We start from the raw sequence: 15,208 nt of genomic DNA on the forward strand, positions 1-15,208 counted from the left end.
CACCATGTTGAATCCTTTATTCCCCCGTTTCGATCGGATCGCCTTGGTGGTGATTGCTGGCTTCATCGCTTGTCCCATCCGATCCGCCGCACAAACGGCAGGTGATGCGACGGCGATCGAAATGACCATCCGCTACGAAACAGAAACCGACCCGAAACGCCATCAATTCAAGACGGTGGAGGAACCTCGCACGTGGACGGCAACCGAAACGGCCATCGTCGTTTGCGACATGTGGGACCAGCACTGGTGTCGCGGTGCCACCGATCGCGTGGCCGAAATGGCACCGAGAATGAACCAGGTGATTCAGCGGGCTCGCGAACAAGGGGTGCTGATCATTCACTGTCCAAGTGCGTGCTTGGATTTCTACAAAGGCACACCGATGCGGCAACGGGCGATCGATGCGGCCCAGTCCGCCAAGGACGATCCGTCGCTGCAATCCAAGACTCCATTGCAAGGTTGGTGCTGGCTGGATCCCGTTCGTGAACCATCGCTGCCGATCGACGATACCGATGGTGGATGCGATTGCGATCCCACGTGCCAGCAACACGAAGCCTGGACGCGCCAGATCGAAACGATTCGCATTGACCCGAGCGATGCCATCACTGACAGCGACGAAGCCTTCTACTTGATGAAGCAACGCGGCATCAAGAACGTCATCGTGATGGGCGTACATTTGAACATGTGCGTTCTAGGGCGCCCGTTTTCCATTCGCCAAATGGTCCAGCAGGGCCAAAACGTCGTGCTGGTCCGCGATTTGACCGACACGATGTACAACTCGCGAAAAAGTCCCTACGTCAGCCATTTCGACGGCACACGTTTGGTCACCCAACACGTTGAACGTTACTGGTGCCCCACCATCACCAGCACCGACGTCGACGGCGGCCCCGAGTTCCATTTCGCGGCTGATTGATTTTTGCATCGAAGCAGCCGAAGACCACGGTATCCCGTGCAAAAGTCACCGAAAACCCGTAGATGCCTCGGTAGTCTTGCATCGGCTCTTGGAGACCTAGCCACTACCCCCCCCAGCAGGAACAACGGAGCCTTACCGACCTGGTTCATTCTGGACCAAACGACCAAAGACATGATCAACGCAATCGTCGAAATCCAGGCGTCGACTTGATCCTGTTCCGTACGGGTAGCAGAGACTAACATGTACTCTTCATTCCAATCGGTCACCCTCCAAGATGCCATGCTTCACAAAAAAAAGAAGCGCCGTCGTTTAATAGTAGAGCGTTTGGAATCGCGAGCTCTGTTGGCTGCGGGCATTGACGTAGCGTTGTATGAGTTCACAACGCATGATCCGTCAAACGGAGTCCTGCATCTTTTCTCCAGCGACACCCACGCGTCGACTACCGCCAGTGACATTACCTCAAGCTTGTTTCTTGGTTTCACCGGCAACGGAGACCCGCCGCGTGGATTGGCGCTCGGCGGTGCATTTGATGAAACGAGTGAGCCGACGCCAGCAGGTGGTCAGAACGACTATCTTGAATTCACGATCGCACCGGACGCTGGATTTGAATTGAGTCTGTCACGGTTCGCGATGCAGGTTCGAAAGAATGATCCGAATTCCAAGGATAGTTACTCCGTCTACTTCGATAACGACCCTGGCGCAGGCGGTGACAACTTCACAACCAAAATCCTCAGTCAAACGATCTTCAGCGAGGATATTTTTGAAACGCTTGACGTCGATTTGGAGAGCGTTGCGATGCTTGCCAATCAAACGACACCCATTACATTTCGCGTCTACAGCTGGGGAACCGTTGGCCTGGGCACCGCGCGGTTGGACAACATTCGAGTCCAGGCGGTTGCTGAAACGAGCAGTGGATCGATTTACGCTTACTATGGTGACTCGGAACGACTCATCAATCCGCTCGACGAACTCGGCAACCGTGTCGCCGATTTCTCGACCGCGGGATACAAGTACGGCAACTCGCCGATTCCCGACGTGACACAATCGATCGCGGCTGCCCGCGTGGTGAATGTCTCGCCAATCGCCGGTGACAATACCGCACATATTCAAGCTGCGATCGATCAAGTGGAAGCGATGTCGCTTGATGCGAACGGATTCCGCGGCATTGTTCAGCTGGGCGCCGGTGATTTTCCCATCAACGATCAGGTAAACATACTTGGCAGCGGCGTTGTTCTACGCGGGGTTGGTGATGGTGATGATCCGTTGGTCGATACGATTCTGCGCGGAACCGGTACAGCGAAACGGTCGCTCGTTGTCGTTGGCCCATCGGCAGGTTTTGCATCGGGAATCGGCGGTACCACTCATAACATTGTCGACAAATATGTCCCGGTGGGTGCCACTAGCTTCAACGTTGATTCGACGACGAACTGGTCGGTCGGCGATCCGGTTGTCGTGCGTCGTCCCAGTACAGCGGACTGGATTGCGGATATCGGGATGGACAGTATTCCACCGCGATCCGATGGCAGCACGGTGAATCAGTGGGCTCCTGGATCCTATGACCAACTGTACGAACGTGTCATAACGCGCATCGAGGGCGATCGCGTTTTCCTCAATGCGCCATTGATGAATGCGTTCGAGCTTCAGTACGGCGGGGGAACGATTTTTCGATATACGTTCCCAAGAATCAACAATGTTGGCATCGAGAACATTCGCGGCAAGTCAGACTTTGTTGGCGCCGAGGACGAAGACCACGCGAACACATTCATCGAACTTCAGGCGGTAGAAGATGCCTGGGTAAGCAACGTGACCGGACAACATTTCGTTTTTGCAACGGTGCATGCAACGAGCCGTTCGATCCGAGTGACGGTTGACGATGCGCAAAGTCTTGATCCGGTTTCCATTGTGACAGGTGGTCGTCGATACCCATTCAATGCGGATGGCCAATTTATATTGATGAAGAATTTGTATTCCGAATTTGGCCGACATGACTTTGTCAACAATGCGAGAACTCGTAATCGTGGACCCAACGTTTTTCTTGACGCCGTCGCCGTCAATTCATTTAGCAGCACGGGGCCTCATCAAAGCTGGTCCACAGGTACTCTTTACGACACGGTCAAAACAGACAATTTGATTGAAGCTCGCAATCGGGGCAACTTTGGCTCGGGACATGGATGGGGCGGCGCGAACTTTGTTTTTTGGAATACCGTTGCTGACACAAACATTGTTCAGAATCCACCGACCGCACAAAATTGGCTCATTGGGGCCATCGGGTCAGTGATCGAGGAAACTCGTTTTGGTCCCCAGCCATCGGGAAACTACGATTCGATCGGTTCTCCCATCGATTTTGGTGATCCCAACAATCCGACGAACAGCCTGTACGTCGCCCAGCGGAACGAAGCGAACTCGTACGCCGATACTCAATTGGCGGAATACGTGATCGGCGACTACGATCTTGGCGCGTACGACAGCGCCGGCAGTGTCGACACCGTTATCGCCGACCCCGCGTGGTTGTCAACGATCACAGCCAACACGTCGACGACGATACTTAGTTCGATGGACGGCGGCGACCAGGATGGCATCCTGCCGATTTCATTCGCGCCGCAGTTGACCACCAACGAAGTCATCGTCTCGGCATTGGTTTCGATCGGAATTCGAGACTTGGACGATGCGACGACCGGTGAGGTTTGGATCGATTCGGTAGCGGATCGCCGTTCGTTCGCGTCGCTGGGAATCCTGGCGTCACCGACTTTCAATCGAACGCAAACTGTGACTTTGGAGCTAACCGGCGCAGAATTGTCAGCGTTTGCAGATGGTCGGCTCGACCTGGCGGTCAGTGATGCGGTTGTCGATTGGTTGAATGTGCAACTGGTGATTGGCGAACAAACCGCACTCATCGAGCAAACCGTCCAAGACGGTACTCGCGTGTTGGTTGAGGAGTTTGATAACGGTGGTCCGTTTGTCGCCTACTACGATTCGACCCAGGGGAACGCAGGCGGCCAAGCCCGGCCCGACGAAGACGTCGACTTGTATGCCGCCAGCATCGTCTTGGGCAACATCGCCGATGGCGAGTGGCTGGAGTTTTCCCGAGACATCGTTCCCGGTGTTTACGACATCGACGTGCGGGCGTGGTCGACCAATGCTAACCCCAAGGGAGTTCGAATTCTGATCGCCGAAAACTCTTCGACGCAGTCGTTTACCGAGTTAGGATCGATCGATGTCCCTGATACAGGTAACGAAAGACTTATCCACACGATCGAAAGCGTTGACTTGACGGCGTGGGGCGGTGAGGACCGAGTTCTGAGGGTTGAATTCTACGGAAGCCAATTCGGTTACGACTGGTTAGAATTCACGAACACGGCCGCCAGCGTCGCTGGCCGTAGCGTGGCTTACCGCGGCGCCGGCGCGACTTACGGCGAAGGCATGACCGATCCAAACAAGTCGGCGCTGCGCGGCTACGGTGCCGCGGCATCGATGGCCAACTACACCAATTACTCACGGGGACTCAACCGAGTCATCGTCGACATCGACAACCTGCCGGCGACGACACTGGCGGCATCGGACTTCGAATTTCGGGTCGGCAACACCGAGGACTTTGGCAACAACCTCGCATGGACGTCCATGCCGTCTTCGGCGATCGACGTGGCACCGCTCGCGGGTACGACCAAACGCGTCACCATCGACTGGCCTCATCAAGCCATCATGAACAAGTGGCTGGAAGTCACCATCAAGGCAAACGCCAACACCGGGCTCACTCAAAACGATGTGTTTTATTTCGGCAATCAAGTCGGTGACATCAACGGGTCCACGTCAGCTTCGAAGCATGTGACGGTCAACGCGTTTGACACGTTGGGCGTTCGATTCAACCAGAGCCCCACCAGCAACAGTGTCGGGATCGACAACATCTATGACATCGACCGCAACGGATCGGTCAACGCCTTCGATACATTGGGCGTCCGATTCAACCAGATGCCGTCGGGCGGGTTGATGATGATCACGTTGCCGCCGGCTGCGGCGCCGGTCGCTGCCAGTTTTGCAAACGCCGCGCAACAGAATCCAAACAATGCACTGGACGTCAACGGGGATGGTCAGGTCACGGCGCTGGACGCCTTGATGGGGATCAACTTCCTTGGACAAACCATTGCCTCATCCGAGTTGACGGGTTCTGCAAGACGCCCGTCGTCCGCCAACTTCTATGATGTCAACGGTGACGGTCTGGTCACGGCACTGGATAGCTTGCGGATCATCAACAAGCTTGGACGATCGTCCGACCAGCTAGCCGAGCAGATGTTCATTCCCCAACTTGAATCGATATCCGATGATCTCGATTGGGTTTCTGATCGCCAGCGGCAGCAAGTCGGTTTCATCGATCTAGCGCTGATCGCTTGGAACTGAGAATCATGGGCCAGCCCTGTCAGCCTTCGTGAACGCCTGCCTCGGAAGATTGAATCACCGCGACGGCGGCTAAAATCCAATGTACACCCGCTACTTTGCTGCGGATTTGAGTTCAGCGAATCGTTTCCGCATGCCTTCCAACTGGGACGTGAAAGCGGGATCCGACGAAAGGTCATTCTCTTCGATCGGATCGCTTTTTAAATCGAACAGTTGTTCTCGTTCAAACTCGGGCCAATAGAAGTACTTCCAGTCCTTGCGTACCAGTGCCTCCGACGCAGGTGGCGAGCCAAATGGGGCCGAGCCAAATGGGGCCACCCATAAATTGTTGACCGCGAGGGGCGAATTTGCTAGTTTTTTGCCTTCCCCACCCATCCAAGGACTCAAGCTCATGCCTCGCAAACCTCGCCATGAAGTCGCTGATCCTGCCGAAGTCCAGGTCTTTCATGCCGTCCAACGATGCGTCCGGCGAGCCTTTCTTTGCGGTGAAGATCATTTCACGGGTCAGTCTTTTGAACACCGACGGGGATGGATTCGTGAGCGATTGGAGTTTCTTGCCAGTGCCTTTGGGATTGACTGCCTGACTTACACGGTGCTCAGCAATCACCTGCATCTTGTCTTGCGAAGCCGCCCGGATGTGGTGGCCGCGTGGAGCGATGTCGAAGTGGCGAAACGCTGGCTGCGACTTTTTCCCCATCGCCGAAAGAAGGATGGCTCGCCGGAAACTCCTACCCAGCCTGAGCTTGACATGATCGTCAATCAACCCGAAGTGCTTGCCGAACGGCGCCGGCGGTTGTCGGACGTGAGCTGGTGGATGCGTTGCACGGCAGAAAACATCGCCCGCCGGGCCAATCGTGAAGACGAGTGTACCGGCAGATTCTGGGAGGGACGTTTTAAGCTACAAGTCCTGCTAGATGAAGCAAGTTTGCTGGCTTGTGCTGCTTACGTCGATTTAAATCCGATTCGTGCGGCCATCGCGGAAACTCCCGAAGCCAGCGATTACACCGGAGCGAAGGACCGGATCGATGATCTGGCCGAACGGGCGGATCGGACTCGCGTTAGCACTTATCAATGGGAGCGAAGTCGACGTCGGCGACGCAGCGGATGGATGAGCCCGATCGAAATCAACGAGAAGAACGAGAAGGATGATCCGGTCGGGCCTTGCTTGGATTCATCGGGGCGTCGAGCGAGTGAGAAAGGGTTCCTGGGCGTGTCACTCGCTCGCTACTTGGAACTGCTCGACTGGACGGGGCGTCAGCTTCACGTGAAGAAGGTTGGCACAATTCCGGACCACCTTGCACCGATCCTCAGTCGTATCGGGCTTGATGCAGCGGGCTGGTGTGACGTGGTATCAAGGTTTGGTCGGATGTTCAAACGGGCGGCCGGAACGCCGGAGAGCTTGACGCAAGAAGCGATCCGCAGCGGTCAGTGCTGGCTGTGTGCGAACGAGAACCCACTGGGCATGTCGTCGGATTAGCAAAGCGGATTGGTTGTCACGTCGTGGGATGGTTCTGCTCAGCAGTGTAGCCACAGGGCTGCACTTGCGGATCTTGTTCTATTCCAAAGCCATCGCTTCTGGTCCTCCAGAAACGGGAAACCCGGTGGACCGATGACTCCGCTTTTGGGATTTGAACTGCAAAAAAAAGAGGTCGCAAAAGTACAGGGTACACCCTGCGAGCGGAGTCGCAGGGCCACTTGGGTGAAGCGATGCCCGTTGACGTCATTTCGGTGTTGTTGTGTTTTCGCCGTTTTGATAATGCTTGGGTTTCACGGAAACCAAATTCAACCATGGCAGCGACTCCCAAGCCCGACGATTCGGCTGCGACACCGGCGCGGCCTAGCGACAAAGTCACGACAATGCTGATGATGGGTGCTGCATTGGCAGCCATCGGCGGGTTCGCCGTGCTGTTCTCGCTGTGGTGGCGCAGTGGAGTCACTGATTCCTACGAAATCCTTCGGATTGCCGCACAAGAATTCGTTGCCGGCCGCCCCATTTTGGCTGGTGAATTGGCCGAAACGGTACGATTTGCTGGCGAAATCGACAAACCCGATGCCAACGCGGAAGAACAAGCACCGCCCGAAGGCGAAGCTCCACCCGAGCCTGAACTGCCGCCCAATGATCCTGATGCCGAACCAACCGCCGAAGAGATCGCGGCAGCGGAAGAGGCCGAGAGATTTCAAGAGTGGGTACGGCTTCGCGACTTTTTGGTCGGTGCTGGAAAAGTCGCCAAGGCACAAGCGTTGGCCGATTTTCGTGAGCGACGCCAGCAGTTAATCGAGGCCGCCGCCGCTTTGGCAGCAGCACAAAAATCAGGATTTCCGGCCGGTCGCCAAACGGAGGGCCATCGGATGCTGGGCGAAGCCTACTTCCAATTGGGCCGATACGCCGACGCGGCAGAAACACTGTCAGAAGCCGTTCGGTTGGACCCGACGCTTCGTCGTCCGCTGCTGCCGACGATTGCCGAGTCCCAACTGCGGACACGCGGCCCGTCGATCGAGCCCGCTCTGGCGACGATCGAAGAACACATCGCCGACGGTTCTTTGAACGTGCAACAAGCGTGGGCGGCCGAATTGATCCGCTTGCGAGCGTTGGTGGAATTGAAACGCTACGCTCAGGCCAAAGAGGGAATCACGACCGCGCTGTCGAAACCCGCTAATCCCGACGTCCTACTGCAAGCCGAAGAAGCCGACTTTCGCGATGAAGTCCGCTTGCTCGCCGCGATCATCAACGTCCAGCAGGCGACAACACGATACGGCGCCATGCCGAACGATCCGAGCGAGAATCGTAGCCAAGCGATCACCGATCTGGCCGACACAATGAACACACTGGGTGAATTGCAACGTGAAGCACCACCCAAAACGTCCGCCATGGCTCGGCTTTGGTTGGCAAGGAGTTTTTTGATTCAAGGCGAACTGGACGAGGGATTGAGTCATTTGACGTCGGTCCGCGGCCAACGTCCCTTCGCTGCCGAAGGCATCCTTGGCGGATTGGAAGAAATCGAATTACTCGCGCACCAAGGACGAGGCGTCGAGGTACTGCAGACGACACGATACATGATGCGTGAAATCGGTGACGAGAGTGGATTTGATGCCGACGCCGTCACGTTTGACGAGTTCAAACGACGGATGTTTTCGGCGATCGAGGCTCTGCGTCAAACCGGTGACTTTGCCAATGCGATCGATACCGCAAGGTCGTTGCCGCCCCTGTTTGACAAGGCGGATGCTTTGATGCAGGAAGCCGTCGGATACAGCGAATGGGCCGACGCAACGCTACGCGAAGGTACCAACGTGTCGGGCCAAGTGGTCCGCGCCGCTTCGATCTTGGCGCGGTCGCGATACCGAGCCTCTGGGGATGCGTACGCGCAAGCAGCCGAATTAAAATTCGATACCGAGCAATACGTGTCTGCGCAGTGGTCCGCTATCGAAGCGTATCAAAAGGGTCGTCACTTTCGCCGAAGCGTTCGATTGCTGGAACCTTATTTAAGATACGAACAACGGACACGGCAACCACGCGGGTTGGTTGCGTATGGACGCGCGTTGTTAGCCGAAGGCGACGAAAACAAAGCGATCGCGGCGTTGGAAGAGTGCATTGTCGAGTATCCGCGAGATCCGCTCCGCTATGACGCTCGGTTGCTGATCGCTCAAGCACACGCCGAACGTCGCGAGCCCGAGAAAGCGATCAAGTACTTGATGGACAATTTGCGAGACGGCGAACTGACCCCGCAAAGCCCGGCGTGGCGCGACTCGTTGATCCAACTGGGCGAAATGCGCTACGAGGAAGCGTTCCGGAATCACTTGGCCGCAGAGCAAGGCACCCCTGCCCAGCGCATCGAGTTGATGAGACAGAATCAACCGATCTTGGAAGAAGCCATCCGCTATCTCGAGCAATCGGTCGAACGCTACGGAATCCCCAACGCACTCAATGCCGCCTACTTGGCCGCCCGCGCACACTCACTGGCCGCGGATTGGCCGCGAATTGAAGCCGAATCACCGGAAATTCTTGACGCGGCGAAACGTTCGCTTCGCGCTCAAGCCGACCAAGAACTGCAAGTCGCCTTGAACAGCTTCATCGATCTGAGAACTGACTTGGCCGCTCGCGAAGAAGAACTACGACTTCCGTTCAACGAAGAAGCCATCCTTCGCAACTGCTTTCTGGCAGAGGCGGAAACACTGAAACGGATGAACCGCTTCGACGACGCGGCGACCGCGTACCGAACCATTGAGCTTCGCTACATGAACGAACCAACTGCCTTGGAAGCGATTCTTGGCAGAGCCGCTTGTATGAACGAGATGGGGCGTCCGGACGAATCGAATCTTCTTGTCCGTCAAGCATCAATCGTACTCGGCCGCATTCCAAACGAATGGAACGATCGCTTTGCCGAAACGACGCGGTTCGATCGACTCGGATGGGAACAGTACTTGGCGTGGATGAACACGCGAATCGAAAACGGTGGCGTGTGATGAACCGATTCTGTCGCGACGACCACGCGAAAATGAAACCAAACCCAAGGACGGACTGATGAATGCAACGGAACTGAGTGAACTGTTCGAACGACGTTTCGACATGTTGTCACAACTGCTGGAACTTAGCGAGAAACAGATCAAAGCGATCGATGAAAATCGAATGAGCGATCTGATGCGAATTCTGTCGGACAAACAGCAACCTATCACTCAATTGGTCCAGATCGGCCAATCGCTGGCAAACGCGGTCGGTGAGGATCCGACGGCTCGCGTTTGGAGTTCGCCGGAAGAACGCCAACGGTGTCGAAACCAGCAACAACAATGCGAATCAATGCATGATCAGTTGCTGGCAATCGAGGCAGACTGCGAAGTAAAGCTGGTGGCCAACCGCGCATCGGCTCAAGAGAAGTTGCAGCGACATGACAGCGTTCGTGTTGCCGCGACCAGCTATGCCCAGTCCCAGAACGCACCCCCATCCGGTGGCAGCTTGGACCTTTCAAGCAACTGAGCCGAACCGTAACGACGCGTTCACGTCACGTTGCGATCTGAATCCCAGAAAAATTCTCATCCGATCGGACTTGCGTTCAAGTCGCGCCGGTGGGTATCAGCCAAGATGAAGTTCTTTGCGGCCATGGAATGGCCCGAACGATAAACATATCCGTCACCGAAGGAATCGGAGACCTATCATGACAAATCATTGGATCGACCCGAAAACGAGCCATACTTTAGCCGTTCTTGTGGAATCCGTGACGGTGCCTTTGTTGATCAAGCATGCCGGCCCGGTGTGTTTGGAATTGGACATTGATGTTTCCGTCCGAGTACCGGCCGATGCAGGCCGAATCGTGGACGTCGTTCAATCGCTGGTTGGACAAGCCTTGGCGGAAATGTCCGACGGCGGCGACCTAACCATCACCGCATGTGAGACGGCTGACTCCGTCGAGCTTGAATTCGCCGACACGGGGCGCGACGTGGATCGCCGTGCCAAAAGCCGACCGTTGGCGGTCGCAGCCATCGGCGGATTGATCGATTGGAAGAACTGTCCCCAAGGTGGCGGCAGCGTAACAGTCACCATTCCTCGCAGCGCGGCTTCCGTCACGCGCCGCAAAGCAGCATAAGGAGCATCGGCCGATGCAAGGCATCTTTGGCGGCACGCCCATCGCTGCGCTCGAGCACACGTTGCAGTTTGCTCAGCGCCGTCACGAATTGCTGGCTGGCAACCTCGCCAACCTCGATACGCCGGGCTACCGATCCAGAGATCTGGACATCCACGAGTTTCAAAACGCGTTGGCCGAATCGATCGACACTGCCAATCGCCCCGTTTCGCATTCCACCGGCCCCTATACGCGTGACGATCTGTTTTCCGGTCCTCGCGCCGCGACCGAGCAAGTCGTCTTTCACGACGGCAGCGACGTGTCCATGGAACATCAAGTCACCGAAATTGCAAAGAACCAACACCTACACGGACTGGCCATCACAACGATGAGGAGCCAATTCGCACTACTGCGTGCGGCGATCACCGAACGCGCTTAAGCGACGCAACGTGACGTCCGGTGACGCAGCAGAAAACCACTGCCAATAGCACCGACCCACGTTTTAAAAACGCAAGACTCAAACCCTGGTTTCCAAATCATGTTAAAAGCTCTCGACATCAGCACGTCGGCCTTGGTGGCCCAGCGAACGCGATTGAACGCGGTTTCGGGGAACATTGCCAACATGTCTTCGTTGACGGATGAAACTGGAAAACCGAACCCCTACCAAGCTCGCGAAGTGATCTTCCAAACCGACGACACGATGTCCATTTCGGGAGCCGCCGGCGTCAAAGTTGCGGATATTAAGTCGAACGACGCCGAACCGCTGCACCGTTATCAACCCAATCATCCCTTGGCGATCAAAGAGGGGAAATGGAAAGGCTACGTCGCTTATCCAAACATCGACCTGACAACCCAGATGGTCGATGCACTTGAATCCACGCGTGCCTATGAAGCCAACGTCGGCGTTATGGAAATCACCAAGAACCTCAGTCGCGAAACCCTTACGATCCTCGCCTGATGAGACCGATTGCCGGAATCCAACCGCCCGCGCGACCCGCATCGCCATTCGGACCGCTCCAAAAGATCGGCACCGGACCATCGCCCGCAGGCGCATCCGGAATCGATTCGTTTGCGAATCTGCTGGGCAACCAAGTCAAAAGCGTCAATACGATGCAAGTCGACGCCAACGAAATGGTTCACACGATGCTGACCGGCGGCAACGTCAACGAAGCGGAAGTGTTGACATCGGTCCAGAAAGCCGATCTCGCGTTTCGCATGCTGCTGCAGGTAAGGAACAAGTTGTTGGAAGCCTACCGCGAAGTTCAACAAATCCAGATCTGACATTTCGAATCGACTTCTTGAGACACTTGTTATCCTGCCCGACAACTGATTTTCTTCACCCATGAACTTCTTCAAAGAATCGTCTGATCAAGCTCGCGAAGCGTTTGTGTCGATGCCGATGCAATCACGCGTCATCACGGTGATGTTGCTGGCCGCGATTGTGATCGGACTTGCGTTCTTGGTGAAGGGCGATTCGATGGGCAAGAACGAGTACCTGTTCGGCGGGACGTCGTTCAGCGAACAAGAATTGGCTGCGATGGAAATGTCGTTCAGTCGCGTCGGCTTGAACGAATGGAAACGCGAGGGAACGCGAATGACGATCCCTGCCGCGTCGAAGGACGCCTATGTCGCGGCGATGAAAGAATCGACGACATTGCCGATGTCTCTGAACAGTTACGTTCAAGACGCGATCAACGCGACGACCGTGTTCGATTCGAGCGAACTGCACGGCGCTCGCGTCGATGTTGCACGAGAAATGGATCTCGGCCGAGCGATAGCCCAGATGGCCGACATCAAAGCAGCAAGCGTCATGCACGATCGAGGCGAACGGCAAGGACTCGGTCGCCACATGGCACAGTCCGCTAGCGTCTTCGTTCAACCCGAAGGCTCCGCACCCCTTCCCAAGCATCGCATCGAAGCCATTCAAATGATGGTCAAGGGAGCGTACGCCGGCATGGAACCGGAGGACGTTTCGGTCACCGATGCGAACGCGATCGGTAGCCGCGGCCAGTTTGACGAAGACAACGTGATTCTTCGCGCCCAAAGCGAGGCCGAATCACTGATCGAAAAGAAAGTTCGTGGACTGTTGATTGGGTTTCCGGCACGGATCGCCGTTACGGCCGAGATCGATCCAATGATGGATGTTGAAAAGACGACCCTGAAGTTCGACGCCGAACCGACAAACCTGTCTAACAAGACGCGGAAGATTGAAACAACGAATTCGCGGCAACCACCGGGCGGCGTCCCCGGTGCGATTCCCAACGGAATCGGAAACCGACCGGTCAGCTTGGCCGACAACGTCGAAACGATGAAGTCAAAAGAGGATGAACGAGAAACCAGCGGCGTCGCGGGTCAACAATACGAAAACTCGCGATTGGCGTCGCTGCAGGTCAAACGCGTTCGCGTGTCGGTCGGACTGCCAAGAAGCTACTACGAGACACTGCACGGACAAAAATTTCTGGCGAAGAACCCCGGCAAAGCTGACGATGACGTTCCGCCGATGGACGACACCAGCTACGAGAGTCTGAAGAGCGAAACGACGGCTAAGATTCAGAGCGCTGTCACACCGCTGTTGCCCGAAGTCGCGGCCGGTGCGGATCGGTTTCCGTTGGTCGAAGTCTTCGACTACTACGACTTACCAAGTCCTCCGCCACCGGAAGCAGAAACAGCCAAGATCGCTTTGACTTGGTTGGCCGGCGCATGGCAAACGATCGCGTTGGTCATGCTGGGATTGGTCGCGTTGCTGGTCGCACGATCCGCGGCAAGTGGCGGCGGCAACTCGGCACCTCCCGAATTCCGAGAAGGCTTCGGTTTGGAACTGCCCGCACCGCCTGTCGATATCGCCGAGACCGACGAGGAAGGCGACAAGATGACCATCACGGGAAGCTCGCTAAAAGACGAACTGTTGCAGTTGGTCGAAGGAAATCCCGAAGTCGCGGCCAACGTCATCCGAGGTTGGGTCGGCGAAGCGGCGTGATTCCAGATGCGAAAGAAAAATGTTTCGCTCTTTCCAGTTTCGCTCAAGTTTGCTTAGAAGAGGGTTACCGGGGTTCCGGTAGCACCAAACAAGCTCTTGGGAGGAAATCTGTTCGATGGCAGGCTCAGCAAACAACGATGCGGCGAACCGAGACGCAGCGATGCGCCGAATCGCGATCGTGTTGACCAGTTTACCATCGTCCGTCGCGGCAAAGCTGATGGGTTCGATCGACCAAGATTCGAAACAAACCATTCGCCGCACGATGGCAACCCTGGCCGATGTCGACCCACTTGAACGGCATCGCGCGCTGCAGGCTTTCAAGGTATCGGTCAAACGCCAACCCGAATCGGCCGCTAGCATCAACGGCGATCGTTTTGAGTCGTCCCGGTCCATCGACGACACCTTTGTCAGTGCCCTCCATACGACGTCGTCCAACTCGGTTTTAAAGAATCGGACGATCGATCCAGCCCACCATCAAAACAATCAATCTCCGTTGGGATTTTTGTCCGACGTCGAGGACGATCACTTGGTCGAACTGCTGTCCGGCGAACATGCACAAGCAGTCGCCGTGGTCCTGGCATCACTCTCGCCCGTCCAAGCGGCTCGCGTGCTGCCCCGTTTGGAATCAAATCTTCGATCGTCTGCACTGAGCCGCCTGGGACGACTCGGCGATATCTCCGAAACCGCATCTGCGGAAGTCGCCAACCACTTTCGCGCTCGTTTGAGCAACCGTCAAACATCGCAATCGAACCATACGACGACTTCCGGACGGCGGGCGCTTGACGCCATCTTGGCCGTGATGCCATCGCAATCCACCGCCAACGTTGCCCCTGAACCGGCGGTATCCGAAGTTCCCGTCGCCACGACACGGAACCATGCCGTGGATGACATCTACCAAAGCGGCGCGATTGATTCCATCGACTCACCGCCCGACCTTCGCATCGCTGAACACACGCTCGTCGATTCGACGCCGCCCTCCCCTGCCCCGGCGTCCCAGCCCTCGACCGCGAAGAACCGAACCGACGAATCCTTTGAATCGACGGACGCGATCCACTTGCACCTGGTCTCGTTGTCGGCAAGCGATTTGTGTGCCGCACTTGGCCAGGTCAACACGCGTGATGCGTTGCTGGCTTTGTGTGGGCTGCCCACCGCAAAGGCTAATGCCGTTCTGGCTGTATTGCCGCGAGACCAAGCGAAAACGGTTCGCGCCCAAATGAACTCCCTCAGTTCGTTGAATCTGCGGGAAATCGACCGAGCGAAAGAACGTGTCGCCCATGCATCGGTCGGTCGAGGCGGTGACGCAGACGTGTCGCAACCCAAGCCGATGGCGTCCGCGGCAGCTTGACCATGACTCGTTCGTAGCAAACGACGTGCGTGAAT

At 56.3% G+C, this 15,208-nt stretch carries 12 protein-coding genes; 11 read left to right on the plus strand and 1 reads right to left on the minus strand.

Translation table 11 applies throughout. The features are described from left to right. Positions 1–4 precede the first annotated feature (4 nt). Together Poly51_RS20070 and Poly51_RS20075 are read left to right on the plus strand one after the other, a co-directional pair. The gene (locus tag Poly51_RS20070; protein WP_146459563.1) at positions 5–910 is read left to right on the plus strand and encodes an isochorismatase family protein; all 906 of its coding nucleotides are present in this window, start codon (positions 5–7) and stop codon (positions 908–910) included. 279 nt (positions 911–1,189) lie between these two features. Continuing rightward, positions 1,190–5,302, plus strand: coding sequence for a dockerin type I domain-containing protein (locus tag Poly51_RS20075; protein ID WP_186775686.1), 4,113 nt, complete (start codon positions 1,190–1,192; stop codon positions 5,300–5,302). A 90-nt stretch (positions 5,303–5,392) separates the two neighbouring features. Here the strand turns inward: Poly51_RS20075 and Poly51_RS31860 are convergent, their stop codons facing one another. Continuing rightward, complete coding sequence (locus Poly51_RS31860) at positions 5,393–5,692, minus strand: hypothetical protein (RefSeq protein WP_246114635.1); 300 nt, start codon at positions 5,690–5,692, stop codon at positions 5,393–5,395. Here Poly51_RS31860 and Poly51_RS20085 point away from each other — a divergent pair. The 9 genes from Poly51_RS20085 (at position 5,691) to Poly51_RS20125 (ending at position 15,173) form a co-directional block, all read left to right on the plus strand. Beyond that, entirely contained in the window at positions 5,691–6,776 is a 1,086-nt protein-coding gene (locus Poly51_RS20085; RefSeq protein ID WP_146459565.1) for a hypothetical protein, read from the plus strand. The two genes, Poly51_RS31860 and Poly51_RS20085, sit on opposite strands and share 2 nt — an antisense overlap. Positions 6,777–7,087: 311 nt before the next feature. Continuing rightward, positions 7,088–9,760, plus strand: a complete 2,673-nt coding sequence (locus tag Poly51_RS30615; RefSeq protein ID WP_186775687.1) for a tetratricopeptide repeat protein — start codon at positions 7,088–7,090, stop codon at positions 9,758–9,760. A gap of 58 nt (positions 9,761–9,818) precedes the next feature. Further along, positions 9,819–10,268: a flagellar export chaperone FlgN gene (gene flgN, locus Poly51_RS20095; protein WP_146459566.1), complete on the plus strand. Its 450-nt coding sequence runs from the start codon at positions 9,819–9,821 to the stop codon at positions 10,266–10,268. Positions 10,269–10,446: 178 nt separating this feature from the next. Beyond that, the gene (locus Poly51_RS20100; protein WP_146459567.1) at positions 10,447–10,875 is read left to right on the plus strand and encodes an ATPase; all 429 of its coding nucleotides are present in this window, start codon (positions 10,447–10,449) and stop codon (positions 10,873–10,875) included. A gap of 13 nt (positions 10,876–10,888) precedes the next feature. Beyond that, positions 10,889–11,290, plus strand: coding sequence for a flagellar basal body rod protein FlgB (locus Poly51_RS20105; RefSeq protein WP_146459568.1), 402 nt, complete (start codon positions 10,889–10,891; stop codon positions 11,288–11,290). Between the two features lie 99 nt (positions 11,291–11,389). Continuing rightward, complete coding sequence (gene flgC / locus Poly51_RS20110) at positions 11,390–11,809, plus strand: flagellar basal body rod protein FlgC (protein WP_146459569.1); 420 nt, start codon at positions 11,390–11,392, stop codon at positions 11,807–11,809. After that, positions 11,809–12,132 carry a flagellar hook-basal body complex protein FliE gene (gene fliE / locus Poly51_RS20115; RefSeq protein ID WP_146459570.1) on the plus strand — a complete coding sequence of 108 codons (324 nt, stop codon included), beginning with the start codon at positions 11,809–11,811 and terminating at the stop codon, positions 12,130–12,132. Before flgC ends, fliE begins: the two co-directional genes overlap by 1 nt. A 61-nt stretch (positions 12,133–12,193) precedes the next feature. After that, positions 12,194–13,828: a beta-cystathionase gene (locus Poly51_RS20120; RefSeq protein WP_146459571.1), complete on the plus strand. Its 1,635-nt coding sequence runs from the start codon at positions 12,194–12,196 to the stop codon at positions 13,826–13,828. 115 nt (positions 13,829–13,943) lie between these two features. Then, positions 13,944–15,173 (plus strand): hypothetical protein, encoded by a 1,230-nt coding sequence (locus Poly51_RS20125; RefSeq protein WP_146459572.1) that lies wholly within the window; start codon positions 13,944–13,946, stop codon positions 15,171–15,173. The last annotated feature ends 35 nt before the right edge of the window (positions 15,174–15,208 follow it).

This window comes from Rubripirellula tenax (genome assembly GCF_007860125.1).
GTDB classification, from domain to species: domain Bacteria; phylum Planctomycetota; class Planctomycetia; order Pirellulales; family Pirellulaceae; genus Rubripirellula; species Rubripirellula tenax.

Coding starts and splice junctions, on each gene's coding strand:
- Poly51_RS20070 (WP_146459563.1), top strand. CDS start 5: ATGTTGAATCCTTTATTCCCCCGTTTCGATCGGATCGCCTTGGTGGTG.
- Poly51_RS20075 (WP_186775686.1), top strand. CDS start 1,190: ATGCTTCACAAAAAAAAGAAGCGCCGTCGTTTAATAGTAGAGCGTTTG.
- Poly51_RS20085 (WP_146459565.1), top strand. CDS start 5,691: ATGCCTCGCAAACCTCGCCATGAAGTCGCTGATCCTGCCGAAGTCCAG.
- Poly51_RS31860 (WP_246114635.1), bottom strand. CDS start 5,692: ATGAGCTTGAGTCCTTGGATGGGTGGGGAAGGCAAAAAACTAGCAAAT.
- Poly51_RS30615 (WP_186775687.1), top strand. CDS start 7,088: ATGGCAGCGACTCCCAAGCCCGACGATTCGGCTGCGACACCGGCGCGG.
- flgN (WP_146459566.1), top strand. CDS start 9,819: ATGAATGCAACGGAACTGAGTGAACTGTTCGAACGACGTTTCGACATG.
- Poly51_RS20100 (WP_146459567.1), top strand. CDS start 10,447: ATGACAAATCATTGGATCGACCCGAAAACGAGCCATACTTTAGCCGTT.
- Poly51_RS20105 (WP_146459568.1), top strand. CDS start 10,889: ATGCAAGGCATCTTTGGCGGCACGCCCATCGCTGCGCTCGAGCACACG.
- flgC (WP_146459569.1), top strand. CDS start 11,390: ATGTTAAAAGCTCTCGACATCAGCACGTCGGCCTTGGTGGCCCAGCGA.
- fliE (WP_146459570.1), top strand. CDS start 11,809: ATGAGACCGATTGCCGGAATCCAACCGCCCGCGCGACCCGCATCGCCA.
- Poly51_RS20120 (WP_146459571.1), top strand. CDS start 12,194: ATGAACTTCTTCAAAGAATCGTCTGATCAAGCTCGCGAAGCGTTTGTG.
- Poly51_RS20125 (WP_146459572.1), top strand. CDS start 13,944: ATGGCAGGCTCAGCAAACAACGATGCGGCGAACCGAGACGCAGCGATG.